Origin of the sequence: Micromonospora vinacea (assembly GCF_015751785.1) — a bacterium.
Taxonomy (GTDB): Bacteria; Actinomycetota; Actinomycetes; order Mycobacteriales; family Micromonosporaceae; genus Micromonospora; species Micromonospora vinacea.
Window position 1 is genome coordinate 3,336,859 of sequence record NZ_JADOTY010000001.1, and the last position, 20,501, is coordinate 3,357,359.

The following is a 20,501-nucleotide window of genomic DNA, read 5'->3' on the forward strand; positions in this document are numbered from 1 at the left end:
ACGACCCGCGCCGGCTCGGCGTCTCTGGTCAGCGCTGGGGCGGCGCCTGGGCGAAGGCGGCCCAGGCCGCCGTTGGGAACAGCAGGGCCGGGCCGGCCGGGTCCTTGGAGTCGCGGACGGCCACGAGCCGCGGGATCGCGGCCACCTCCACGCAGGCGCCTTCGTCGCCGCTGCGGCTGCTCTTGCGCCACCGCGCCGCGGCCAAGGCCGCTGTGATCATCGGGGTCATCGGTCCTACCGTCCCTTCAGGACTGACAGGAGCATCTCGCGGCTGTCCGCCGGGCTGAGCGCCACGCTTCGGAGATGCTCCATGATCTTGGTGCAGGTACGCGTCTCACCGGCGCGGTCGAGGATCATCTGACCCGCGACGGTCTCCACCGACGCGATGATCGGGTCCTCCGGGTCGGCGAACTCGAGAATGTGCAGGGAACCCCGGGTGCCCCGGTGGTAGCCGGCGGAGAGTGGGATCACCTGGACGCTGATGTTCGGCAGCTCGGCCATCTTGACCAGGTGCCGCAGTTGCCCGTTCATCACCGACTGCTCACCGACCGGGCGTAGCAGCGCGCCCTCGTCGATGATCGCGTCGAAGATGGCAGGGTTCTCGCCGGTGAGTCGCTGTTGCCGGTCGAGGCGGACCTTGACCCGCTGCTCCACCATGTCGTCGCTGAGGGTGTGCGGCCCGCCCCGCATCACGCCCCGGACGTAGTCGGCGGTCTGTAGCAGGCCGGGCACCACCGAAGGCTCGAAGTTGGCGATGGCGGTCGCCTCGGCCTCCAGCGCGATGAAGTCGATGGTGCGCCGATCCAGCACGTAGGAGTACGACACCCACCAGCCCGGCTTGCGGGCGTCCTTGGCGAGCTGCACCGCCGCGGCCACCTCGTCGGCGCCCACCCCGTACGACGTGAGCAGGGCGCGCACGGTCGCCGGGGTGATCAGGGTCTGGGCGTTCTCGTACCGGGAGAGGGTGCTGCGGGTGCTGTTGATCTCATCCGCCGCGGTCTCCAGCGTCAGCCCGGCGGCTTCCCGGTGGTGACGCAGGGCGATGCCGAGCCGGCGGGCACGGGCGGTCTTCGGAGCCATGCATCGATGGTCGCACACATTTGCGGGAACGTCTGCATGAGAGAACGTCGATGAGAGTTGCATTCACGGCTGTACACGTGTCAATCTGTTATGGCGTCCTCACCGCCGGTTGTCGTGGCGACGGTGGTGGTGAGCGACCGGAGGGGATGGGGCGCGCGGCGATCGGGTTTCTCCCCCGTACCCGATCGTCGCGTGCCGCCCCGCCACCCCGGCCTGCCGGAAGGAGACGACGTGCGAACCCGCCCGGAGCCCCCCGCCGTACCCTCGGGCGGCACGCAATGACCCGCTTCCTCGTGGTGCTCACCGACGTGCGCCCCGTCGAGGGAATCAACCGCAACGAGCGGGTCGCGCCGGAACGACGCCGGCAGGTCGTCGGCGCCAGCAGCCGGGAGGCCGCCGACCGCATCGCCGGAGCGTTCATGGCGCTGGGCATGGTGCGGGCCGGACGGCAGCGGGTGAAGGTGATAGCGGTCGGTCGCCGGCACTCCCGGGACTGAGCAGACCCAGGTCAGCGGCCCACGACGCCGCCACCGTCCGATCACGCACCGTATATCCTCCGATGACCGATTGCCGTGTCGTGCCGTGGCTCGCCGGGTATCGCCTCGCCCCGCGGCCACGCACAGTAAGGTCAACCGGGTGAGCGCCACCGGCGAGCACGACCAGCCGCAGTCGCGTACGAAGAGGTGACCGGAGTGACCACCCCAGGCAAGACCCGCGTGGCGATCGTCTTCGGCGGCCGCAGCCCGGAGCACGGCATCTCCTGCGTCAGCGCCGGCAGCGTGTTCGGCGCACTCGACCCGGACGAGTTCGAGGTGGTGCCGGTGGGCATCACCCGGGCCGGCCAATGGGTGCTGACCAACGGGGACCCCGCCCAGCTCGCGATCAACGCCCGTCAGCTGCCGGAGATCACCGCCGACTCCGGCGACGACATCGTGCTGCGTGCCGACCCCACCGGCAACGGGCTGATGGTGCTCGACCCGACCGAGGGTCCCCGGGCGTTGGCCGACGTGGACGTGGTCTTCCCGGTGCTGCACGGCACGTACGGCGAGGACGGCACCATCCAGGGAATGCTGGAGATGGCCGGCATCCCCTACGTCGGGGCGAACGTGTTCGCCTCCGCGGCCGCCATGGACAAGGAGTTCACCAAGAAGCTCTGTGCCGTCGAGGGCATCCCGGTCGGCACGTACGCCGTGCTGCGCAACGGAATGACGCTCAGCGAGCAGGACAAGGAGCGGCTCGGCCTGCCGGTCTTCGTCAAGCCGTCCCGGGCCGGGTCGTCGTTCGGCGTCAGCAAGGTCACCGACTGGGCGCAGCTGGACGCGGCGGTCGCCGGCGCCCGGCAGTTCGACCCGAAGGTCATCATCGAGGCCGCGATCGTCGGCCGCGAGATCGAGTGCGGTGTGCTGGAGGGCGAGGCCGGTGGTGCGCCCGAGGCGTCCGTGCTGGCCGAGGTGCGGGTCGTCGCCGACCACGACTTCTACGACTTCGAGGCGAAGTACCTCGACGACTCCTGCGAGTACGACATTCCGGCCAACCTGCCGGAGAAGGTGACCCGCCAGGTGCAGGAGTACGCGGTCCGCGCGTTCACCGCGCTGGACTGCGCCGGTCTGGCCCGGGCCGACTTCTTCGTCACCCCCGAGCTGGACGTCTACCTCAACGAGATCAACACGATGCCCGGCTTCACCCCGACGTCGATGTTCCCGCGGATGTGGGCGGCCTCCGGCCTGGAGTACCCGAAGCTGGTCAACCGGCTGATCCGTACCGCCCAGCGGCGCGGCGTCGGCCTGCACTGAGCAGTCCGGCCCCGCCCGCGCCGGTCAGCCGGCGCGGGCGGAGTCGGTTCGCGTTCAGTGCTGGCAGCCGGACGGGATGGCACCGCCGGAGGGAACGCTCGCCACGATCGTGCTGGAGATCGTCGGCAACCACTGCAACGGCTGCTCGTACGAGCGCGGGACGCGCACGGTGATCAGCGTCTCCCGGTCGACAGTGGAGAGGACCGCCGCGTCGGCCTGCTCGGCCAGGTGCCAGCAGACCTGGTTGACCGTCCAGACCTCGTCGGTGCTGGGGAAGGCGGGCTCGGTGCCGCCGCAGGCGACGGTGAGCGCGGGGTCGCCGTACGCGGCGTTCTGCTCCGGACCGGCGGTGACCGGCCGCTGGGCCAGGTCGCGGATGCTCGCCGGAAGCTGGGAGAGCAGCGCCCGGCAGACGGTGGCCGGGCGGGCGGCCAGCGCCGGGGCGGCCATCTCCACCGGGGTGGTGGACTGCACCCGGGCGGTGGTCGCCGAGGGTGTCGGGGCGGCGGCCGGCGTGTCCGGGCTGAGCTTGCTGAAGGCCAGCACGGCCACCAGCAGCGTGATCGGCAGCGCGATCAACGTGGCGAGCAGGGCCGCGCCACGCATGGTCCGATCGCGGCCGGCCGGCGCGGCGGCCGCGGGATCGGTCGACTCACGGTTACCGTCAGCCGGCTCGGGCGTCCCGTCGGCCGCGTCGCGCGGCCCGTCGTCGTCCAGGGCCGAGGAGGAGGTCGTCATCTCGTCCACTTACAGCCGCACCACCGAACACGTGAGGGTGCGGGTGATGCCGGGCACCATCTGCACCTTGCTGACGATGAGTTTGCCGAGCTCGTCGACGGTGTTCGCCTCGGTGAGGACGACCACGTCGTACGGCCCGGTGACGGCGTCGACGCGTACCACGCCGGGGATGTCCGCGATGAGACCCGCCACGTCACGTGCGCGGCCGACCTCGGTCTGGATGAGGATGTACGCCTGTACCACGACTCGACCTCCGTCCGTCGCCGCCCGGGAGCGGCCCGAAGGGTGAAACTACCTTACGGACCAGGTCTGATCCCTATCGGTCGTCAAGGAGCAGCGGTGAGCGAGCACGGCGGAGCCGGGCAGCACGGGCGGAACGCCCGCGGTGGCGTCGGCGTGTCCGGGATCGGGGAGTTCGGGCTGATCGGGAAGATCACCGCTCGGCTGTCGTACGGACCGACGACCCTGCTCGGCCCGGGCGACGACGCGGCGGTGGTGGCCGCGCCGGACGGCCGGGTGGCGGCCTCCACCGACGTGCTGGTCGACGGCCGGCACTTCCGGCGGGACTGGTCCTCGGCCCGCGACGTCGGGCACCGGGCGGCAGCGGCGAACCTGGCGGACATCGCGGCGATGGGTGCCACGCCGACCGCCCTGCTGGTGGCTCTCTGCATGCCGGCGGACCTGGACACCAGTTGGGCCGAGGAGTTGGCCGACGGGCTCGCCGCGGAGGCCGCGACGGTCGGCGCGAGCGTCGTCGGCGGCGACATGTCCGCCAGCCCCACCCTGACCGTCGCGGTCACCGCACTGGGCGACCTGGCTGGCCGTCCGCCCGTGCTGCGGTCCGGCGCCCGCCCCGGGGACGTGCTCGCCCTGGCCGGGCGCACCGGGTACGCGGCAGCCGGGCTGACAGTGCTGACCCGGGGCTTCCGGACCCCCCGGCTGCTGGTCGAGGCGTACCGGCGGCCGCAGGTGCCCTACCCGGCCGGCCCGCAGGCCGCCCAGCTCGGCGCCACCTCCATGATCGACGTGTCGGACGGGCTCCTCGCCGACCTCGGGCACGTCTCGGCGGCCAGCGGGGTGGCGATCGACGTACGCCGGGACGGGTTCGAGGTGCCCCGGCAGATGGCCGACGCGGCGCAGGCACTCGGCGTCGACCCGTACACCTGGATCCTCGCCGGTGGCGACGACCACGCGCTGGCCGCGACCTTCCCCCCGGCGGTGGCGCTGCCGTCGGGCTGGCGGCGGATCGGCCTGGTCACCGACGGTGCCGGCGTGACTGTCGATGGCGTCGCCTACGACGGCCCGGCCGGCTGGGACCACTTCCGGTGAGGCCGGCGCGTCGCCGTACCCTGGATACCGTGAGTGAGATCGAGATCCGGGCGGTGCGGTTCGACGCACCGGTGGCGCAGCACCTGATCCACGCCGCACTGGCCGACCTCGGTGCCCGCTACGGCGGCACCGGCGACGACACCCCGGTGGACGCGGCCGAGTTCGAGCCGCCCGATGGCGCGTTCCTCGTGGCCTACCTGGCCGGGGAGCCGGTGGGCTGCGGCGGCTGGCGCAGCCACGGCGCCGACACCGCGGAGCTGAAGCGGATGTACACGGCGCCGGCGGCGCGGGGGCGGGGGGTGGCCCGCGCGGTGCTGGCGGCCGTCGAGCGCTCAGCCCGCGAGCACTGCCGCAAGCGGGTGGTCCTGGAGTGCGGCGACAAGCAGCCCGAGGCGATCGCCATGTACGGCTCCGCCGGGTACGAGCGGATCCCGAACTTCGGCTTCTACAAGGACGCGGAGGGCTGCGTCTCCTTCGGCCGCACCCTCTGACCTGCGGGTCAGCCCTTGCCGGGCGCCCGACCGGTCGGTGTGCCAGGTCACGGTCGGGCCCGGAGAGGCCTCCGCGCCAGGCGTTGGCGGGCCGGCGTGCGGCATCGGCCCACGGACACGACTCAGCCGGCGGACCCTCGGGGTCCGCCGGCTGAGCCGAACGAGAAGGTGGGTGCTACCGCGTCAGGCGCGGGTGACCTTGCCGGCCTTGATGCACGAGGTGCAGACCTGCAACTTCTTGGTGTTACCGCCACCGGCCGGGGTACGCACCGACTGGATGTTCGGGTTCCAGCGGCGGTTGGTCCGCCGGTGCGAGTGGGACACGTTGTGGCCGAAGCCCGGTCCCTTGCCACAGACGTCGCACACGCTAGCCACGGGATACTCCTGGGATTGATACGTTCATGAGGTCGCCGGCAGGTGCTGCCCGGGCAACCTGGTCAGGTTACCCGATGACTCGCCGACCCGGCCAACCGGCCCGGTCCGGCGCTCGCCCGTGCCCCGGCTCACGCCTGGTCGTGGGCCCGTCCGCCCGACGGTGGGCCGGCCCGGCGGCAAGGGTACCGGAGTGGGTCGTCCCCGCCGCGGCCAGCGCCGGCCTGGGGCGCGGGGGACACGCCGGACGAGTCCGACGGGTGTCGGTGCGCGCCAGTAGGCTTCTGCCCGTGCTGGACACCCTCGACGCCGCAGCGGTCCGCCGCTGGTGTGCGAGCGGGTTGGCCGCACTGAAGCGCCACCAGGGCGAGATCGACCAGCTCAACGTCTATCCGGTGCCCGACGGCGACACCGGCACCAACCTGGTGCTGACCCTCACCTCGGCCCAGCAGGCCCTCGCCATGGATCTGGACACTCTCCCCGACAGCGGGCCGACCGCGCACGGGCACGCGCTGCGGCTGATGGCCCAGGGCGCGTTGCTCGGCGCGCGGGGCAACTCCGGGGTGATCCTCTCGCAGATCCTGCGTGGTTTCGCCGACCAGGCCGCCGGGGTGCCGGCGGTGCGCGGCCGTGAGCTGGCCGCCGCGCTGCGGTCCGGCACCACAGCGGCGTACACCGCGGTCTCCCGGCCGGTCGAGGGCACACTGCTCACCGTGGTCGCGGCCGCCGCCACCGCTGCCGAGGGCGCGGCCAGCGACGACCTGCCGACGGTGGCCGCCGTCGCGGCCCGGGCGGCGGCCGAGGCGCTCGCCCGCACGCCGGAGCAGTTGCCGGCGCTGGCCCGCGCGGGCGTGGTCGACGCCGGTGGCCGAGGGCTCTGCGTGCTGCTCGACGCCCTGGTCGAGGTGCTCACCGGGGAGAGCACGGCCCGGCCCGCGCCGACACCGCGCTCCGCCCGCCCGGCGGCCACCGTCGCCCGCGAGACCGGTTCGGATGAATACGCCTACGAGGTGCAGTTCCTGCTCGACGCCCGCGCCGAGGCGGTCGACGGGTTGCGGCGGGCACTCGACGCCCTGGGCGACTCGCTCGTCGTCGTCGGCGACGGGCGTGAGCCGGAAGGCACCTGGAACGTGCACGTGCACGTCAACGATGTGGGCGCGGCGGTCGAGGCCGGTGTCGCCGCCGGCCGCCCGTACCGGATCTCGGTGACCCGTTTCGCCGACCAGTCTGAGTCGCCCTCCGGCCCGGTGGTGGCCGGCCGGGCCGCGGTGGTGGTGGCCACCGGCGGCGGCATCGCCGACCTGTTCGCCGCGGAGGGCGCCACAGTGGTGCCGGGCAACCCGTCCACTGGCGAGTTGCTGGACGCCGTCCGCGGCACCGGGGCGGCCCGGGTGGTGGTGCTGCCCAACGACGCCAACACCGAGGCGGTGGCGAGCGCGGCCGCCCGCGAGGCCCACCGCTACGGCATCAAGGTGAGCGTGGTGCCGACCCGCTCGCCGGTGCAGGCACTGGCCGCCCTCGCGGTCCGCGACGGTGACCGCCGTTTCGAGGACGACGTCATCGCGATGGCCGAGGCGGCCGGTGCCTGCCGTTACGCCGAGGTCTGCCACGCCAGCCGGGAAGCGCTGACAGTGGCCGGTCCGTGCCGTCCCGGTGACGTGCTGGCGCTGGTGGAGGGGGAGGTGCACCTCATCGGCACCGACCTCACCGACACCTGCGCGGCAGTTGTCGACCGGATGCTCGGAGGTGGCGGCGAGATGGTCACCCTGCTGGCCGGGCTGGACGCTCCGGCCGGGCTCACCGATGCCGTCCGCGCGCACGTCGCGCGACGTTGGCCGTTCGTCGAGGTGCACGCGTACCCGGGCGGTCAGCCGTTTTATCCGCTCCTGGTAGGGATCGAATGAGCGAACCAGCCACGGTGGACACTCCGCTGAAGAAGCTGGTCGGGGACAAGACAGCCAAGGCGTTGGCCTCGCACCTCGACCTGCACACCGCGGGTGACATGGTCTACCACTTCCCGCGTCGCTACGACGAGCGTGGTGAGCACACCGACATCCGCTCACTGGACGTCGGTGAGCAGGTCACCGTAATGGCCCAGGTGCAGCGCACAGCGGTGCGTCCGATGCGTCAGCGGCGGGGCAACCTGCTGGAGGTGACAGTCGGCGACGGCTCCGGCGGGGTCCTGACGTTGACCTTCTTCGGCAACCAGGCGTGGCGCGAGCGGGAGCTGCGACCCGGCCGGTGGGGCCTGTTCGCCGGAAAGGTCACCGAGTTCCGGGGCAAGCGGCAGCTCAACGGCCCGGAGTACGTCCTGCTCGGCGAGGGTGGCGACGGCGAGGCGGCGGTCAGCGACGACATCGAGGAGTTCGCCGGGGCGCTGATCCCCGTCTACCCGGCCGCCGCGGCCGTGCCGACGTGGGTGATCGCGCGCTGCGTGCGCGTCGTACTGGACACCTTCACCCCACCGGACGATCCACTGCCGAGCGCCGTGCGGGCCAGCCGCAAGCTGGTCGGGCTCGGCGCCGCGCTGACCGAGATCCACCGGCCGTCCAGCAAGGAGGCGCTGCACCAGGCGCGCCGGCGACTCAAGTGGGATGAGGCCTTCGCCGTCCAGGTGACACTGGTGCAGCGCAAACACCGGGCGGCCGACTGGCCGGCCCGCCCCCGCCCGGCGCGCCCGGGTGGGCTGCTGGAAGCCTTCGACGCCCGACTCCCGTACGAACTGACGGCCGGTCAGCGGGAGGTGGGTGTGGAGATCGCTGCGGACCTGGCCACCCCGCACCCCATGCACCGCCTGTTGCAGGGCGAGGTCGGCTCGGGCAAGACGGTGGTGGCGCTGCGGGCGATGCTCCAGGTGGTCGACGCGGGCGGACAGGCCGCGCTGCTGGCGCCCACCGAGGTGCTGGCCGCCCAGCACCACCGCGGCATGCTCGACCTGCTCGGGCCGCTCGGGCGGGCCGGTGAGCTGGGCTCCGCCGAGCACGCCACCCGGGTCGAGCTGGTCACCGGCTCGCTGGGCGCGGCAGCCCGCCGCCGGGCGCTCGGAGAGGTGGCCAGCGGCGCCGCCGGCATCGTGCTCGGCACCCACGCCCTGCTCTACGAGGGGGTCGACTTCGCCGACCTGGGCCTGGTGGTGGTCGACGAGCAGCACCGCTTCGGCGTGGAGCAGCGCGACGCCCTGCGGGCCAAGGCGGCCCAGCCGCCGCACGTGCTGGTGATGACGGCCACCCCGATCCCGCGCACGGTGGCGATGACCGTCTACGGCGACCTGGAGGTCTCCACCCTCTCCCAGTTGCCCCGGGGGCGGTCGCCGATCGCCTCGCACGTGGTGCCGGCCGCCGAGAAACCGGCCTACCTGGAGCGGGCCTGGCGGCGGCTGCGCGAGGAGGTGACCGCCGGCCACCAGGCGTACGTGGTGTGCCCGCGAATTGGTGACGGACCTGCGTCGGACGAGGAACCGCCACCGGAGGACGACAACGGCCGGCGGCCACCGCTGGCGGTCACCGAGGTTGCTCCGCTGCTCGCCGAGGGCCCGCTGCACGGCCTGCGGATCGGGGTGCTGCACGGTCGACTGCCGGCCGACGAGAAGGACGCGGTGATGCGTTCCTTCGCAGCCGGTGACCTGGACGTGCTGGTGGCGACGACAGTGATCGAGGTTGGCGTCGACGTGCCGAACGCGACAGTGATGATCGTGTTGGACGCCGACCGGTTCGGCGTCTCCCAGCTGCACCAGCTGCGGGGCCGGGTGGGCCGGGGCGCTGCCGCCGGGCTGTGCCTGCTGGTCAGCGAGGCGGCCGAGGGGTCGTCGGCGCGGGAGCGACTGGACGCGGTGGCGTCCACGGGCGACGGTTTCAAGCTCGCCGAACTGGATCTGGAGCAGCGCCGCGAGGGCGACGTGCTGGGTGCCACCCAGTCCGGGCACCGCTCGCACCTGCGGTTGCTGTCCCTGCGACGCGACGCCGATCTGATCCGCGACGCCCGCGCCGAGGCGATCACCCTGATCGAGGACGACCCCGAGTTGACCCGTAGCCCGGCGCTGGCCGCCTCGGTGGCCGCCCTGGTGGACGAGGACCGCGCGGAGTACCTGGAAAAGGGCTGACCAGCAGGGCCATCACATGGCTGAGGGCGCGCCGACCGGGTGGTCGACGCGCCCTCAGGTGTCAGAGCGTGTTGTCTCAGGCGGTGAAGCGAACCCGACGACGACGCGCCACCATGAACAGCGCCACGCCGGCGGCCAGCAGGACCGCCGCGCCGGCGATGATGCCGCCGGTGGCAGCACCGGTCAGCGGCAGGGCCGGCTCGTCCTTGTCGCCGCCACCCTGACCCGGGGTGCAGTCGGCGGGCTTCTCCCAGGCGATCGGGCTGCTGTCGTCGAGACCCTCGGCGGTCGGGGTCACGGTCAGACCCTCCTCAGCCGGGAAGGTGACGGTGCCGCTCTTGCCCGGCTCGACGGTCAGCGTCTGGGCCTTGCCCTTGTTCGGGGTGAAGGTGATGGTGATCGTCTTGCCATCCGCCGGGTTGGCGATGTCGAAGATCAGCTCGGTGCAGGTCGACTTGTAGCTGCCGGCCGGCTCGCCGGGCTCGACGCAGTTCTCAGCGGTGGCGGGCGTGCCCTCGAAGAGCGGCTTGTCCAGCCCGTCGGCGACCACCTTGATGGAGGTGGCGTTCTTGGCGGGCACCTTCACCGACTTGCTCTCGCCGGGTGCGACGGTGGCGTCCTTGGTGAAGTCGCCGGCACCGGTGATGGTGAACTTCGCCGGCGCGGTGGCGTCCTCGGCGTTGCCGAGCTTGACGACGACGACGCCGTCACAGTCCGCGGCCACGTTGGCGGTCGGCTTGGGGGTGGCCGGAACCGGGGGCTGCTCCTTGGCGCAGGTGCCACTGAACTCGATCGACGCGGAGCGCAGCTCCTTGTCCTCGAACTCGTTGTTCCACATGGCCCGCACCGACAGGGTGGCCTTGGTGGTCTTCGCGTCCAGGCGCTGGGTGGCGGTCACCGCGTCGCTGACGGCGTACGGGTAGACCTTGTCCTCGGTCGCCGCGATGCCGTCGATGGTGGCGTCGCTGGCGGTGTCGCCGACGTACGTCTTCGCCGAGACCTCGCTGAACTTGTAGCTGGTGACGTCGCCCGGGGCGAAGGTCTTGACGGTCCAGGTGGCCACCCACTCGCCGGTGGCGGTGTCACAGTCGGCCTTGACCTGGATCTCGCTGTGGTGGGCGCTGGCGGGTGCGGCGAACGTCACGACGCCGGCGAGGCCGATCAGCGCGCCTGCGGCGATGGCCGCGACGCGCCGGAACGGAGACTTGGGAGGGTTCACGCCTGCTCCTGGTGAGGGGGGTACGGATCGCGTGGCGGGAGGCCGGGAGGCATCGTGACCGGGGGGTCACCTGCTCACCGGGGCGTCGCGCGACGCGGCGGTGTTCCCGCGGCGAAAGCGGGGACAGGGGGAGACTGTACTGATGGGTGGTTAATGAGGGGAGTTCAGATCATTGCCATCCGGCAATGTAGTCGATTCGTGATCTTTGATATACCGAAGGTGTCTGTCCGGTCACTGGGGACGGTGCGTCCGCTGCGGGCTCCACGGTGGATACCGCACCGTCGGGGCTGCTCAGGTGCTCCGCGTCTTCGCCGGCCGGCCGGCTCCTCGGATCCGCGCCGTGCTGACCGGGTCCGTGCCGCATCGCGTAGCGTCGCGGGCATGAGCAGGAGGAAACGGTGACCCGGATCGTGGCCGGGACGCTCGGTGGCCGGCGGATCGCCGCGCCGCCCGGCGCCGGCACCCGACCCACCTCGGACCGGGTCCGGGAGGCGCTGTTCAGTGCCGTCCAGGCCGAGGTCGATCTCGACGGCGCCCGCTTCGCCGACCTGTACGCCGGCTCCGGCGCGGTCGGGCTGGAGGCGCTGTCCCGGGGGGCCCGGCACGTGTTGCTTGTCGAGTCCGACCCGCGGGCGGCTCGGGTGATCCGGGAGAACGTGGCGACCCTCCGCGCCGGTCCGGCGGCCCGTCTGGTCACCGGCAAGGTGGCGACGGTGCTGGCCTCCGGGCCGGACGGCGAGCCGTACGACGTGGTCTTCGCCGACCCGCCGTACGCGGTGCCGGACGAGGAGATCACCGCGATGTTGGCCGCGCTGGCCGACGGGGGCTGGTTGGCGCCCGACGCGCTGGTGGTGGTGGAGCGTTCCCGCCGGACCAGGGAGTTCGACTGGGTGGAGGGGATCACCGCCGAGCGCAGTCGCCGTTACGGCGAGACCACCCTTTGGTACGGTCGCCGATCATGAGACGTGCGGTGTGTCCCGGTTCGTTCGACCCGGTCACCAACGGACACCTCGACATCATCGGAAGGGCCAGTCGGCTCTTCGATGAGGTGATCGTCGGTGTGTTGGTGAATCAGTCGAAGAGTGGCCTGTTCACCGTCGAGGAGCGCATCGAGATGCTCCGCGAGGTGACCTCGTCGTACGGCAACGTGCGGGTCGAGTCGTTCCGAGGGCTGCTGGTGGACTTCTGCCGGGCCCAGCAGGCCAGTGTGCTGATCAAGGGGCTGCGGGCGGTCAGTGACTTCGACTACGAGTTGCAGATGGCCCAGATGAACATCGGGCTGGCTGGTGTCGAGACGCTCTTCATGCCGACCAACCCGCTCTACTCGTTCCTCTCGTCGAGCCTGGTCAAGGATGTGGCCAAGTGGGGTGGCGACATCTCCGCCCACGTCCCCGACCCGGTCCGCGAAGCCCTCCAGGCCCGCCTGGGCCCTCGCCCCTGACCCGCCCTGCCTCCCTCCCACCCCGCGATCTTGCACTTGTGGTTCCCGGATCGCCCCTTTCGGCGCGGTTTGGCGCAACCGAAAGTGCAAGATCGACGGAATGGGAGGCCGGGATGGTGGCGCGGGAGAGCCAGGGGTGACTATGTCGCGACTCGCCGGGTTGGGGTGAGTGGGGCGGTGGTGGGGCGGGCACGACATGATTGGTGGCGCGGGGAACGGCCGTAGCCCGCATCATGGAGGTCGGCCGACGAACGACAGGAGTGAGGTAGCCGGTGGACCCGCTCGATCGCATCGACGAACTGATCGCCATCCTGGAGCAGGCCCGCTCCGTCCCGATGTCGCGCAACAACTGCATGGTCGACCGGGGTGAGATGATCGCTGCCCTCGATGAGATGCGTGCCGATCTCCCCGCCGACCTGCGTCGCGCCGCCGCACTCCTGGAGGAGCGCGACAAGATCATGGACGCCGGCAAGCGTGAGGCGGACCGGATCATCAGCGAGGGTGAGGCAGAACACGCCCGCCTGGTCTCGGTGAACGAGATCACCGTGTCGGCCGAGCACGAGGGCGCCCGGATCATCGGCGAGGCCCGTGCCGAGGCGCAGCGCCTGCGTGAGGAGGTCGACGACTACGTCGACACCGCGCTGGCCAACTTCGAGCAGTTCCTCACCCGGGCGCTGGCCTCGATAGAGCGCGGCCGGGACAAGATGCACGCGCTGCGGGAGATCGGCACCTTCGCTGGGGATGAGGCGGAACGCCCGCTACCCTTCTGAGCGGCACCTCACCAGCCGACTTCTCAGGCGGGCGTCGCCCCCGGTTCGACGGTCCGGTGGTCGTCCAGGTAACCTTTTTTGTCGGCCTCTCACCGGCCGGAGTCTAACTATGCCCAAGCACTCGCCATCGACACTCAACCCCAGGTCGCCGTTGGTCCTCGACACGAGGGACCTCCCGCGTCGCCCTGGCGCGTTGCGTGAGGTCCGGCGGGTCGTGCCGGCACCGGCGGACCTCGGTGTGGAGTTGATCGGCGTGCCGGAGGGCGCGGACCTCGACCTCGATCTGAGGTTGCAGTCGGTGTCCGAGGGCGTGCTCGTCTCCGGGACCATCACCGGTCCCGTCCGGGGCGAGTGCGGCCGTTGCCTGCGCGAGATCAACGACTCGATGGGCGTGACGATCCAGGAGCTGTACGCGTACGAGGACAGCACCACGGACGCCACGACCGACGAGGACGAGGTGGGCCGGATGCAGGGCGATCTGATCGACCTGGAGCCGGCGCTGCGGGACGCGTTGGTGCTCACGCTGCCGACCAACCCGCTCTGCCGGGAGGACTGCCCAGGACTGTGCCCCGAATGCGGGGCGCACTGGGACGATCTGCCGGCCGACCACAGTCACCAGCAGATCGACCCGCGTTGGGCGGGCCTGTCGCAACTGACCGTTACAGAGGAGTAAGAACCGTGGCCGTCCCGAAGCGCAAGATGTCGCGCAGCAACACCCGGTCCCGCCGGGCGAACTGGAAGGCGACAGTGGTCGCGACCGTTGCGTGCCCGCAGTGCAAGTCCCCGAAGCTGCCGCACGCCGCCTGCTCCGTCTGCGGCACCTACAACGGCCGCCAGGTTCTCGAGGTCTGACCTGGACGCCGAGTGACGCCCCCGACCCCAGGTCGGGCGGCGCGCGCATCCTGGCATTCGCCCGGTGCTCCGGCTCCCTCCGACGCCGGCCGGCCCAATCCGGCCGGCGTTCCGGTGGAGCCGGGCGCCGCGCGGATCGCCGTTGACCTCCTCGGCGGGGACGACGCTCCCGCCGTCGTGGTTGACGGCGCTCTGCGGGCCATGCGCGCCGACCCTGACCTGCATCTGCTTCTCGTCGGTCCGACCGAGGTCGCCGACGAGTTGATTGCTGCCCTCGATCCGGCGCAACGCGCCCGGATCACGGTGCGGCCCGTCCGCGATGTCGTCGGCATGGCCGACCATCCCAGCGCCGCCCGCTCCGAGAGCACCGTCCGGGCCGCGGTCACCGCCGTCCGTGACGGGACCGCCGACGCCCTGGTCTCCGCCGGCGCCACCGGTGCCACGGTCACCGCCGCCGTGCTCGGCCTCGGCCGCTCGCCGGAGATCCGCCAACCCGCGCTGGCCGCCACCCTGCCCGCCGTGGCGGGGCCGGTCGTGCTGCTCGACGTCGGCGGCTCCCTGGAACCCCGCCCGGCCACCCTCGCCCGCCACGCCGTGCTCGGCGCCGCCTACGCGGCGGTGGCCCACTCGATCGCCGCGCCCCGGGTCGGGCTGCTGTCGGTCGGCACCGAGGCCGGCAAGGGTGACCGGGTCCGCCGCGCCACCGACCCGCTGCTCGCCGTCGAACCGCTGCCCGGTGGGGCGCGCTACGTCGGTCTGGTCGAGGGGTACGACGTGGCCCTCGGCGCGCGCGCCGATGTGGTCGTCACCGACGGCTTCACCGGTAACGTGCTGCTCAAGGCCATTGAGGGCGCGTACGCGATGGCCGGCGGCCCACCCGCCCAGGGCGGCGCGCCTCGCGCGGCGGCCCTGTTGGGCGTCGCGGGGACGGTGGTCGTGTGCCACGGGTCCGCCCGCGCCGACGACGTCGCCTCCGGCATAGCTCTCGCCGCCCACCTGTGGCGGCGGCGCGCCACCGATCTGGTCTCCGCGTTGCTCGACCGCGACGCCGCGACGGATCGCACCGATTGCTCCACCGACACCGAGGTACGCACATGAGCAACGACAAGCGGCGGCGGGCGTCCGTCGGTCACCTGGAAGCCGCCTTCGGAGTGAGCCTGGAACCCGAGCTGCTCCAGCGCGCGTTGACCCACCGGTCGTACGCGTACGAGAACGGCGGGCTGCCGACCAACGAGCGGCTGGAGTTCCTCGGCGACTCGGTGCTCGGCGTGGTTATCACCACGGCGCTCTTCCACAACCACCCGGATCTGCCCGAGGGGCAGTTGGCCAAGCTGCGGGCCAGCGTGGTCAACATGCGCGCGCTCGCCGACGTGGCCCGCGGTCTGGGCCCGGACGGGCTGGGCGCGTACCTGCTGCTCGGTAAGGGTGAGGAGACGACCGGGGGTCGGGACAAGGCGAGCATCCTGGCCGACACGCTGGAGGCGCTGCTCGGCGCGATCTACCTCCAGTACGGCCTGGACACCACGGGGATCGTCATCCACCGGCTCTTCGACCCGCTGATGGCCGAGTCGGCTGGTCGCGGGGCCGCCCTGGACTGGAAGACCAGCCTCCAGGAGCTGACGGCGGCGCTTGGGCTCGGCGTGCCGGAGTACCGGATCGAGGGCACCGGCCCGGATCACCTCAAGACGTTCACCGCCTGGGTGGTGGTGGCCGGCAACCGGTACGGCGGCGCCGAGGGGCGCAGCAAGAAGGAGGCCGAGCAGCGGGCCGCCGAGGCCGCCTGGCGGACGCTCGCCGAGCAGAACGGCCAGAACGGCGACGAGGGCCAGGATGGTCGGGCCGGCGACGACCGCCAGGACCAGTCAGACGTCCGGGACGACTCGGCCGACCGGGACGAACCGTTCGGGCCGCTGGAGCGCGCCGAGCGGGCGGCCCAGGCCGAGCAGGCCGACCACCTGGCGCAGGCACTGCCGGCCGGGGGTGCCGACGGCCACGAGACGGGTCGGCGGCGTGCCTGAGCTGCCCGAGGTGGAGACCGTCCGGCAGGGGGTGGCCCAGTGGGTCGTCGGCCGGCGGATCGCCTCGGTCGAGGTTCGTCACCCGCGTGCGGTCCGCCGACATGGTCCGGGCGACGTGCACTTCGCCGACGTGCTCGCCGGCCGGACGGTGCTGGACGCCCGCCGTCGCGGCAAGTACCTGTGGCTGCCACTGGACAGCGGTGACGCGATCGTCGGGCATCTCGGTATGTCGGGTCAGCTGCTGCTCCAGCCACCCGGCACGACCGACGAGACCCATCTGCGGGTCCGGTTCCGGTTCGCCGACGACGGCCCGGAGTTGCGCTTCGTCGACCAGCGCACGTTCGGTGGGCTCTCGGTGAGCGAGGGCGGTGCCGAGCTGCCCGACGAGATCGCGCACATCGCCCGCGACCCGATGGACCCGGAGTTCTCCGACGAGGCGTTCGTCGCGGCGCTGCGCCGCCGGCACACCGAGGTGAAGCGGGCGCTGCTCGACCAGACCCTGATCTCCGGGGTGGGCAACATCTACGCCGACGAGGCGCTCTGGCGCGCCAAGCTGCACGGCGGCCGACCCACCGACGCGCTGACCGGCCCGGCCGCGCAGCGCCTGCTCGGACACGTCCGCGACGTGCTGGCCGAGGCGATCAGCGAGGGCGGCACCAGCTTCGACGCCCTCTACGTCAACGTCAACGGCGAGAGTGGCTACTTCGACCGGGCGCTGAACGCCTACGGCCGCGAGGGCGAGCCGTGCCGGCGGTGCGGCGCGCCCATCCGCCGCGAGGCGTTCATGAACCGCTCCTCGTACAGCTGCCCGCACTGTCAGCCACGGCCCCGGGGTTCCCTTCGGGGATGACCCGGAGCCGGCTCGGGGCGATACCGGCGGGTCGCGGCGGGTCGCTCCGGGCAGGACCCCGGTGTACGTCCGGATCGCGGGCTGACGTCCGACGAACGCACCCCCGCGCCCGGTCCGGTGGTTCCAGGGTGGGCCCGGGTCGATCCCCGATGTGACCGCCTCGTCACGCACCTAGCGTCAGCACCGTTGACAGGGGGTTGACGTGACAGGGGGACCCGAGATGGGCAGAAGACCGGTGACGGTGCGGCTGGCGCGGTGGAGCGCCGAGCACCCGTGGCGGGCGATCGCACTGTGGGCCGTGTTCGTGGCGGTGTGCTTCGTCGGCGGCAACGCCGCCGGACTCAACGAGGCCACGAGCGGTGACCAGGCGATCGGCGAGGCGGGGCGGGCCAGCCTGATCGTGGACGCCGGTGACTTCGACGACCCGGCCGAGGACAACGTCCTCATCACCTCCCGGGGTGGCACGTTGGACCAGGCGGCGGCGAAGGCGGCGGCCGACGACGCGGCGGCACGGCTGCGTACGGTCACCGGGGTGGCCGGGGTGGGCCAGCCGGTCACCGCGCGCGACGGATCGGCACTGCTGTTGCCGATCACCATGTCGGGTGACCCGGAGACGGCCTCGGAGCGGGTGCAACCGTTGCGGGACGCCACCGCCACCGTGCAGGCCGCGCACCCCGAGCTGCGCGTCGAGCAGGTCGGCGGGCCGTCGATCGGTCAGGCCCTCGACGACACCCTGGGCAAGGACTTCAAGCGCGCCGAGCTGCTCAGCCTGCCGGTCACCCTGGCAATCCTGATCATCGCGTTCGGCGCGCTGATCGCGGCGAGCGTGCCTGTGCTGCTGGCGCTCTCCTCGGTGGCCGCCGCGATGGGTCTGTCCACTCTCGCCTCGCACCTGGTGCCGGCCACCGACACCACCGCACCGGTGATCCTGCTGATCGGCATGGCGGTCGGCGTCGACTACTCGCTGTTCTACATCCGCCGGGAGCGGGAGGAACGCGCCAAGGGCCGGTCCGGTCTGGACGCTGTGGAGATCGCCGCGGAGACCTCCGGACACGCCGTTGTGGTCTCCGGCTTCGCGGTGATCATCTCGATGGCCGGGCTGCTGCTCGCCGGTGACGTGGTCTTCTCGTCCCTCGCCATCGGCTCGATCCTCGTGGTGGCCGTCGCGGTGACCGGTTCGCTGACCGTCCTGCCCGCCCTGCTGGCCCGGCTCGGCCGTTGGGTGGACCGGCCCCGGGTGCCGCTGCTCTGGCGACTGACCGCCCCGCGTACCGGCCGGCACGGTGAGCCCCGCGCGCCCCGGCTGTGGCCGGCGGTGCTCCGGCCCGCGCTGCGCGCGCCGGTGGCGACGCTCGTCATCTCGGTCGGGCTGCTGCTCGCGCTGGCCGCACCGGCGCTCGGCATGAAGCTGAAGTTCCCCGGCATGGAGGACCTGCCCCGCACGACTCCGGCGATGCAGGCGTACGACAGGCTCACCGCCGCCTTCCCGAGCGCCGGCACCAATCACGTGGTGGCCGTCCGGGCGCCGGCCGACCAGGCCGACCGGGTACGCGCCGCCCTCACCGACCTGTCCACCCGGGCGGCCGGTGATCCGCTGTTCGCCCCGGCCGAGGCGGACGGCCCGAAGATCGAGGTGTCGGCCGACCGGCGGGTCTCGGTGCTGGACGTCCCCACCCCGTACGCCAGTCGGGACGACCGGTCGGTGCAGTCGTTGGAGAAGCTGCGCGGCGGCCTGGTCCCGGCCGAGCTGCGCGGCATCCCCGGCATCGAGTACGCGGTGGGCGGCGGCGTGGCCGACAGCGAGGACTACGCGCAGCACGTCCGGGACAAGTTGCCGCTGGTCATGGGCTTCGTGCTGGTGCTGACGTTCCTGGTCATGGCGTTCACCTTCCGGTCGGTGGTGATCGCGGCAAGCTCGATCGCGCTGAACCTGCTCTCCGCCGGCGCCGCGTACGGCCTGCTGGTGCTGATCTTCCAGGGTGAGTGGGCGGAGGGACTGCTCGGCTTCACGTCGATGGGCGCCATCGTGTCCTGGCTGCCGCTGTTCCTCTTCGTGGTGCTCTTCGGCCTCTCGATGGACTACCACGTCTTCGTGGTCAGTCGGATCCGCGAGGGAGTCCGGTCCGGCCTGCCCAACCGCGAGGCCGTGTCGTACGGGATCACCTCGTCGGCCGGGGTGGTGACCAGCGCGGCCATCGTGATGGTCGGGGTCTTCTCGATCTTCGCCACGCTGAGCACCATCGACATGAAGCAGCTCGGCATCGGTCTGGCGGCGGCGATCCTGCTGGATGCCACGATCATCCGCGGCGTGGTGCTGCCGGCGTTGATGACCATGCTCGGCGACGCCAACTGGTGGGCCCCGCGCTTCCTGCGACCTCGCCCGGCGCCCGCGCCCACCGACCCACCCGCCCCCGCCCCGGAGCTGGTGCCGGTCCCCTGACCGCCCGAACCCGCTGGGCCAGGCCACGAATCGAGGCCCGGTCCAGCGGGCTCAGGGGAGTGGGCAGGCTTCTCGGGACGCGTCCAGCGTGCGGTCCTTGCGGATCGACGCGAAGCCGTAGCCGACGGTGGTGACACAGAAGTCGTCGGTCGAGCCGGTGTACTCGACGTGGAAGACCGGCTTGTCGGCGTCGCTGAACGGCAGCAGCTTGGCGCACTGGGCCAGCCGGACGCACTCCTCGTTGACAGCGAAGTCGAAGTCCGGGGCCAGTGCGGCGAGCTGCGGCACGTCGTTGACCAGCCCGGGCGAGAGGCTCAACGAGCGGGCCAGTTCGGCCAGCCGGCGGTTGAACAGCAGCTGGTCGTCGAAGTCGAGCGGAAAGCCGGTGCGCGCCGCGTACCCGTCGGCGTCGAAGAGCGCCACCGCGCCGAATCCCTTGCCCCGGCAGAGCCGGAACCGGTCGGTCAGTACCGGTCGGAGCGCGTCCCAACTGCGGACGTCCAGCCACCGGCTGTCGGGTCGACGTCCGGCCGCGCCCCGGACGACCTCCGGGAACCGGCTGGCGTCCGGGTCGTCGGAGCGGACCGACCCCACGTTGACCTGGCAGATCAACCGGCGGTCCCGGGAGCGCAGCTCAGCGGTCTGCGCGGCGGTGGTGGCCACCGGGTCGAGCAGGAAGACGTCGGCGTCCACCATCGGGTCGAGCGGGCCGCTGACCTGCCACTGCCACTGCCAGTGCCGGGCCTGGGCCGCCGGCCACGCGGTGGGCGCGCCGGGCGGGGTCAGCGTGGGCCGGCACCCGTACGCCGGCACCACCAGCACGAGGACGACGCCAGCGGACAGGACGCGTCGCAGTGGGCGTACGGCGACGTGTCGCCGCGGCCGGATCCGCATCGGCAGCTCCCGGGTCCCGGACGGCCGGTCGCCGTCCGCACCGGTACGCGGCCCGCACGCTCCGGCCCGACGTACCTCACCGGGTCAAACGAGCGCGGGGGCGGGAACGACGCGC

At 72.3% G+C, this 20,501-nt stretch carries 22 protein-coding genes; 15 read left to right on the forward strand and 7 right to left on the reverse strand.

Annotated elements, in window-relative coordinates; all coding sequences use genetic code 11:
* Nucleotides 1–28 precede the first annotated feature (28 nt).
* Entirely contained in the window at nt 29–229 is a 201-nt protein-coding gene (locus tag IW249_RS15980; protein WP_112582016.1) for a DUF397 domain-containing protein, read from the reverse strand.
* Nucleotides 230–234: 5 nt separating this feature from the next.
* Entirely contained in the window at nt 235–1,080 is an 846-nt protein-coding gene (locus tag IW249_RS15985) for a helix-turn-helix domain-containing protein (RefSeq protein WP_196921493.1), read from the reverse strand.
* A 278-nt stretch (nt 1,081–1,358) separates the two neighbouring features.
* Here IW249_RS15985 and IW249_RS15990 point away from each other — a divergent pair, with 278 nt between their 5' ends.
* Together IW249_RS15990 and IW249_RS15995 are read left to right on the forward strand one after the other, a co-directional pair.
* On the forward strand, nt 1,359–1,577 hold the full coding sequence (locus IW249_RS15990; RefSeq protein WP_196921494.1) for a hypothetical protein: 219 nt from the start codon (nt 1,359–1,361) through the stop codon (nt 1,575–1,577).
* Nucleotides 1,578–1,772: 195 nt separating this feature from the next.
* On the forward strand, nt 1,773–2,873 hold the full coding sequence (locus IW249_RS15995) for a D-alanine--D-alanine ligase family protein (protein WP_196921495.1): 1,101 nt from the start codon (nt 1,773–1,775) through the stop codon (nt 2,871–2,873).
* Between the two features lie 54 nt (nt 2,874–2,927).
* Here IW249_RS15995 and IW249_RS16000 read toward each other — a convergent pair whose 3' ends face one another.
* Both IW249_RS16000 and IW249_RS16005 read right to left on the reverse strand, forming a co-directional pair.
* Nucleotides 2,928–3,611: a DUF3515 family protein gene (locus tag IW249_RS16000; protein ID WP_196921496.1), complete on the reverse strand. Its 684-nt coding sequence runs from the start codon at nt 3,609–3,611 to the stop codon at nt 2,928–2,930.
* Between the two features lie 9 nt (nt 3,612–3,620).
* Complete coding sequence (locus IW249_RS16005) at nt 3,621–3,854, reverse strand: Lrp/AsnC ligand binding domain-containing protein (RefSeq protein ID WP_030487446.1); 234 nt, start codon at nt 3,852–3,854, stop codon at nt 3,621–3,623.
* A gap of 96 nt (nt 3,855–3,950) precedes the next feature.
* On the opposite strand from IW249_RS16005, the gene IW249_RS16010 reads away from it, so the two are divergent.
* The gene (locus IW249_RS16010; protein WP_196921497.1) at nt 3,951–4,940 is read left to right on the forward strand and encodes a thiamine-phosphate kinase; all 990 of its coding nucleotides are present in this window, start codon (nt 3,951–3,953) and stop codon (nt 4,938–4,940) included.
* A gap of 29 nt (nt 4,941–4,969) precedes the next feature.
* Nucleotides 4,970–5,431: a GNAT family N-acetyltransferase gene (locus tag IW249_RS16015; RefSeq protein WP_196921498.1), complete on the forward strand. Its 462-nt coding sequence runs from the start codon at nt 4,970–4,972 to the stop codon at nt 5,429–5,431.
* Nucleotides 5,432–5,614: 183 nt separating this feature from the next.
* On the opposite strand, the gene rpmB is transcribed toward IW249_RS16015, so the two are convergent.
* Nucleotides 5,615–5,806 (reverse strand): 50S ribosomal protein L28, encoded by a 192-nt coding sequence (gene rpmB / locus IW249_RS16020; protein WP_007456456.1) that lies wholly within the window; start codon nt 5,804–5,806, stop codon nt 5,615–5,617.
* 287 nt (nt 5,807–6,093) lie between these two features.
* On the opposite strand from rpmB, the gene IW249_RS16025 reads away from it, so the two are divergent.
* A complete protein-coding gene (locus IW249_RS16025) occupies nt 6,094–7,707 on the forward strand; it encodes a DAK2 domain-containing protein (protein WP_196921499.1) in 1,614 nt (537 codons plus the stop codon).
* Nucleotides 7,704–9,902, forward strand: a complete 2,199-nt coding sequence (gene recG / locus IW249_RS16030) for an ATP-dependent DNA helicase RecG (protein ID WP_196921500.1) — start codon at nt 7,704–7,706, stop codon at nt 9,900–9,902. The genes IW249_RS16025 and recG overlap by 4 nt, the downstream gene beginning before the upstream one ends.
* 76 nt (nt 9,903–9,978) lie before the next feature.
* On the opposite strand, the gene IW249_RS16035 is transcribed toward recG, so the two are convergent.
* Nucleotides 9,979–11,121 (reverse strand): LPXTG cell wall anchor domain-containing protein, encoded by a 1,143-nt coding sequence (locus tag IW249_RS16035; protein ID WP_196921501.1) that lies wholly within the window; start codon nt 11,119–11,121, stop codon nt 9,979–9,981.
* A gap of 398 nt (nt 11,122–11,519) precedes the next feature.
* Here IW249_RS16035 and rsmD point away from each other — a divergent pair, with 398 nt between their 5' ends.
* The 9 genes from rsmD (at nt 11,520) to IW249_RS16080 (ending at nt 19,492) form a co-directional block, all read left to right on the forward strand.
* A complete protein-coding gene (gene rsmD / locus IW249_RS16040) occupies nt 11,520–12,083 on the forward strand; it encodes a 16S rRNA (guanine(966)-N(2))-methyltransferase RsmD (RefSeq protein ID WP_196921502.1) in 564 nt (187 codons plus the stop codon).
* Nucleotides 12,080–12,562 (forward strand): pantetheine-phosphate adenylyltransferase, encoded by a 483-nt coding sequence (coaD, locus tag IW249_RS16045; RefSeq protein ID WP_091393067.1) that lies wholly within the window; start codon nt 12,080–12,082, stop codon nt 12,560–12,562. The genes rsmD and coaD overlap by 4 nt, the downstream gene beginning before the upstream one ends.
* A gap of 272 nt (nt 12,563–12,834) precedes the next feature.
* Nucleotides 12,835–13,332, forward strand: coding sequence for an SPFH domain-containing protein (locus IW249_RS16050; protein ID WP_196921503.1), 498 nt, complete (start codon nt 12,835–12,837; stop codon nt 13,330–13,332).
* A gap of 109 nt (nt 13,333–13,441) precedes the next feature.
* Nucleotides 13,442–14,005 (forward strand): YceD family protein, encoded by a 564-nt coding sequence (locus IW249_RS16055; protein WP_091393061.1) that lies wholly within the window; start codon nt 13,442–13,444, stop codon nt 14,003–14,005.
* A 5-nt stretch (nt 14,006–14,010) separates the two neighbouring features.
* Entirely contained in the window at nt 14,011–14,184 is a 174-nt protein-coding gene (gene rpmF / locus IW249_RS16060) for a 50S ribosomal protein L32 (protein WP_030335284.1), read from the forward strand.
* A 114-nt stretch (nt 14,185–14,298) separates the two neighbouring features.
* On the forward strand, nt 14,299–15,282 hold the full coding sequence (locus IW249_RS16065; RefSeq protein WP_196921504.1) for a phosphate acyltransferase: 984 nt from the start codon (nt 14,299–14,301) through the stop codon (nt 15,280–15,282).
* Nucleotides 15,279–16,202 carry a ribonuclease III gene (rnc, locus tag IW249_RS16070; RefSeq protein ID WP_231392543.1) on the forward strand — a complete coding sequence of 308 codons (924 nt, stop codon included), beginning with the start codon at nt 15,279–15,281 and terminating at the stop codon, nt 16,200–16,202. Before IW249_RS16065 ends, rnc begins: the two co-directional genes overlap by 4 nt.
* Nucleotides 16,195–17,052 (forward strand): bifunctional DNA-formamidopyrimidine glycosylase/DNA-(apurinic or apyrimidinic site) lyase, encoded by an 858-nt coding sequence (mutM, locus tag IW249_RS16075; protein WP_196921505.1) that lies wholly within the window; start codon nt 16,195–16,197, stop codon nt 17,050–17,052. Before rnc ends, mutM begins: the two co-directional genes overlap by 8 nt.
* Nucleotides 17,053–17,272: 220 nt before the next feature.
* Nucleotides 17,273–19,492 (forward strand): MMPL family transporter, encoded by a 2,220-nt coding sequence (locus IW249_RS16080; protein WP_196921506.1) that lies wholly within the window; start codon nt 17,273–17,275, stop codon nt 19,490–19,492.
* Nucleotides 19,493–19,543: 51 nt separating this feature from the next.
* Here IW249_RS16080 and IW249_RS16085 read toward each other — a convergent pair whose 3' ends face one another.
* On the reverse strand, nt 19,544–20,386 hold the full coding sequence (locus IW249_RS16085; RefSeq protein ID WP_196921507.1) for an endo alpha-1,4 polygalactosaminidase: 843 nt from the start codon (nt 20,384–20,386) through the stop codon (nt 19,544–19,546).
* Nucleotides 20,387–20,501 lie beyond the last annotated feature (115 nt).

What these genes read in the sequence shown, in the direction of transcription:
- IW249_RS15980 (WP_112582016.1), bottom strand. Translation starts at nt 229, where the DNA reads ATGACCCCGATGATCACAGCGGCCTTGGCCGCGGCGCGGTGGCGCAAG.
- IW249_RS15985 (WP_196921493.1), bottom strand. Translation starts at nt 1,080, where the DNA reads ATGGCTCCGAAGACCGCCCGTGCCCGCCGGCTCGGCATCGCCCTGCGT.
- IW249_RS15990 (WP_196921494.1), top strand. Translation starts at nt 1,359, where the DNA reads ATGACCCGCTTCCTCGTGGTGCTCACCGACGTGCGCCCCGTCGAGGGA.
- IW249_RS16000 (WP_196921496.1), bottom strand. Translation starts at nt 3,611, where the DNA reads ATGACGACCTCCTCCTCGGCCCTGGACGACGACGGGCCGCGCGACGCG.
- recG (WP_196921500.1), top strand. Translation starts at nt 7,704, where the DNA reads ATGAGCGAACCAGCCACGGTGGACACTCCGCTGAAGAAGCTGGTCGGG.
- coaD (WP_091393067.1), top strand. Translation starts at nt 12,080, where the DNA reads ATGAGACGTGCGGTGTGTCCCGGTTCGTTCGACCCGGTCACCAACGGA.
- IW249_RS16055 (WP_091393061.1), top strand. Translation starts at nt 13,442, where the DNA reads ATGCCCAAGCACTCGCCATCGACACTCAACCCCAGGTCGCCGTTGGTC.
- rnc (WP_231392543.1), top strand. Translation starts at nt 15,279, where the DNA reads ATGAGCAACGACAAGCGGCGGCGGGCGTCCGTCGGTCACCTGGAAGCC.
- IW249_RS16080 (WP_196921506.1), top strand. Translation starts at nt 17,273, where the DNA reads ATGGGCAGAAGACCGGTGACGGTGCGGCTGGCGCGGTGGAGCGCCGAG.
- IW249_RS16085 (WP_196921507.1), bottom strand. Translation starts at nt 20,386, where the DNA reads ATGCGGATCCGGCCGCGGCGACACGTCGCCGTACGCCCACTGCGACGC.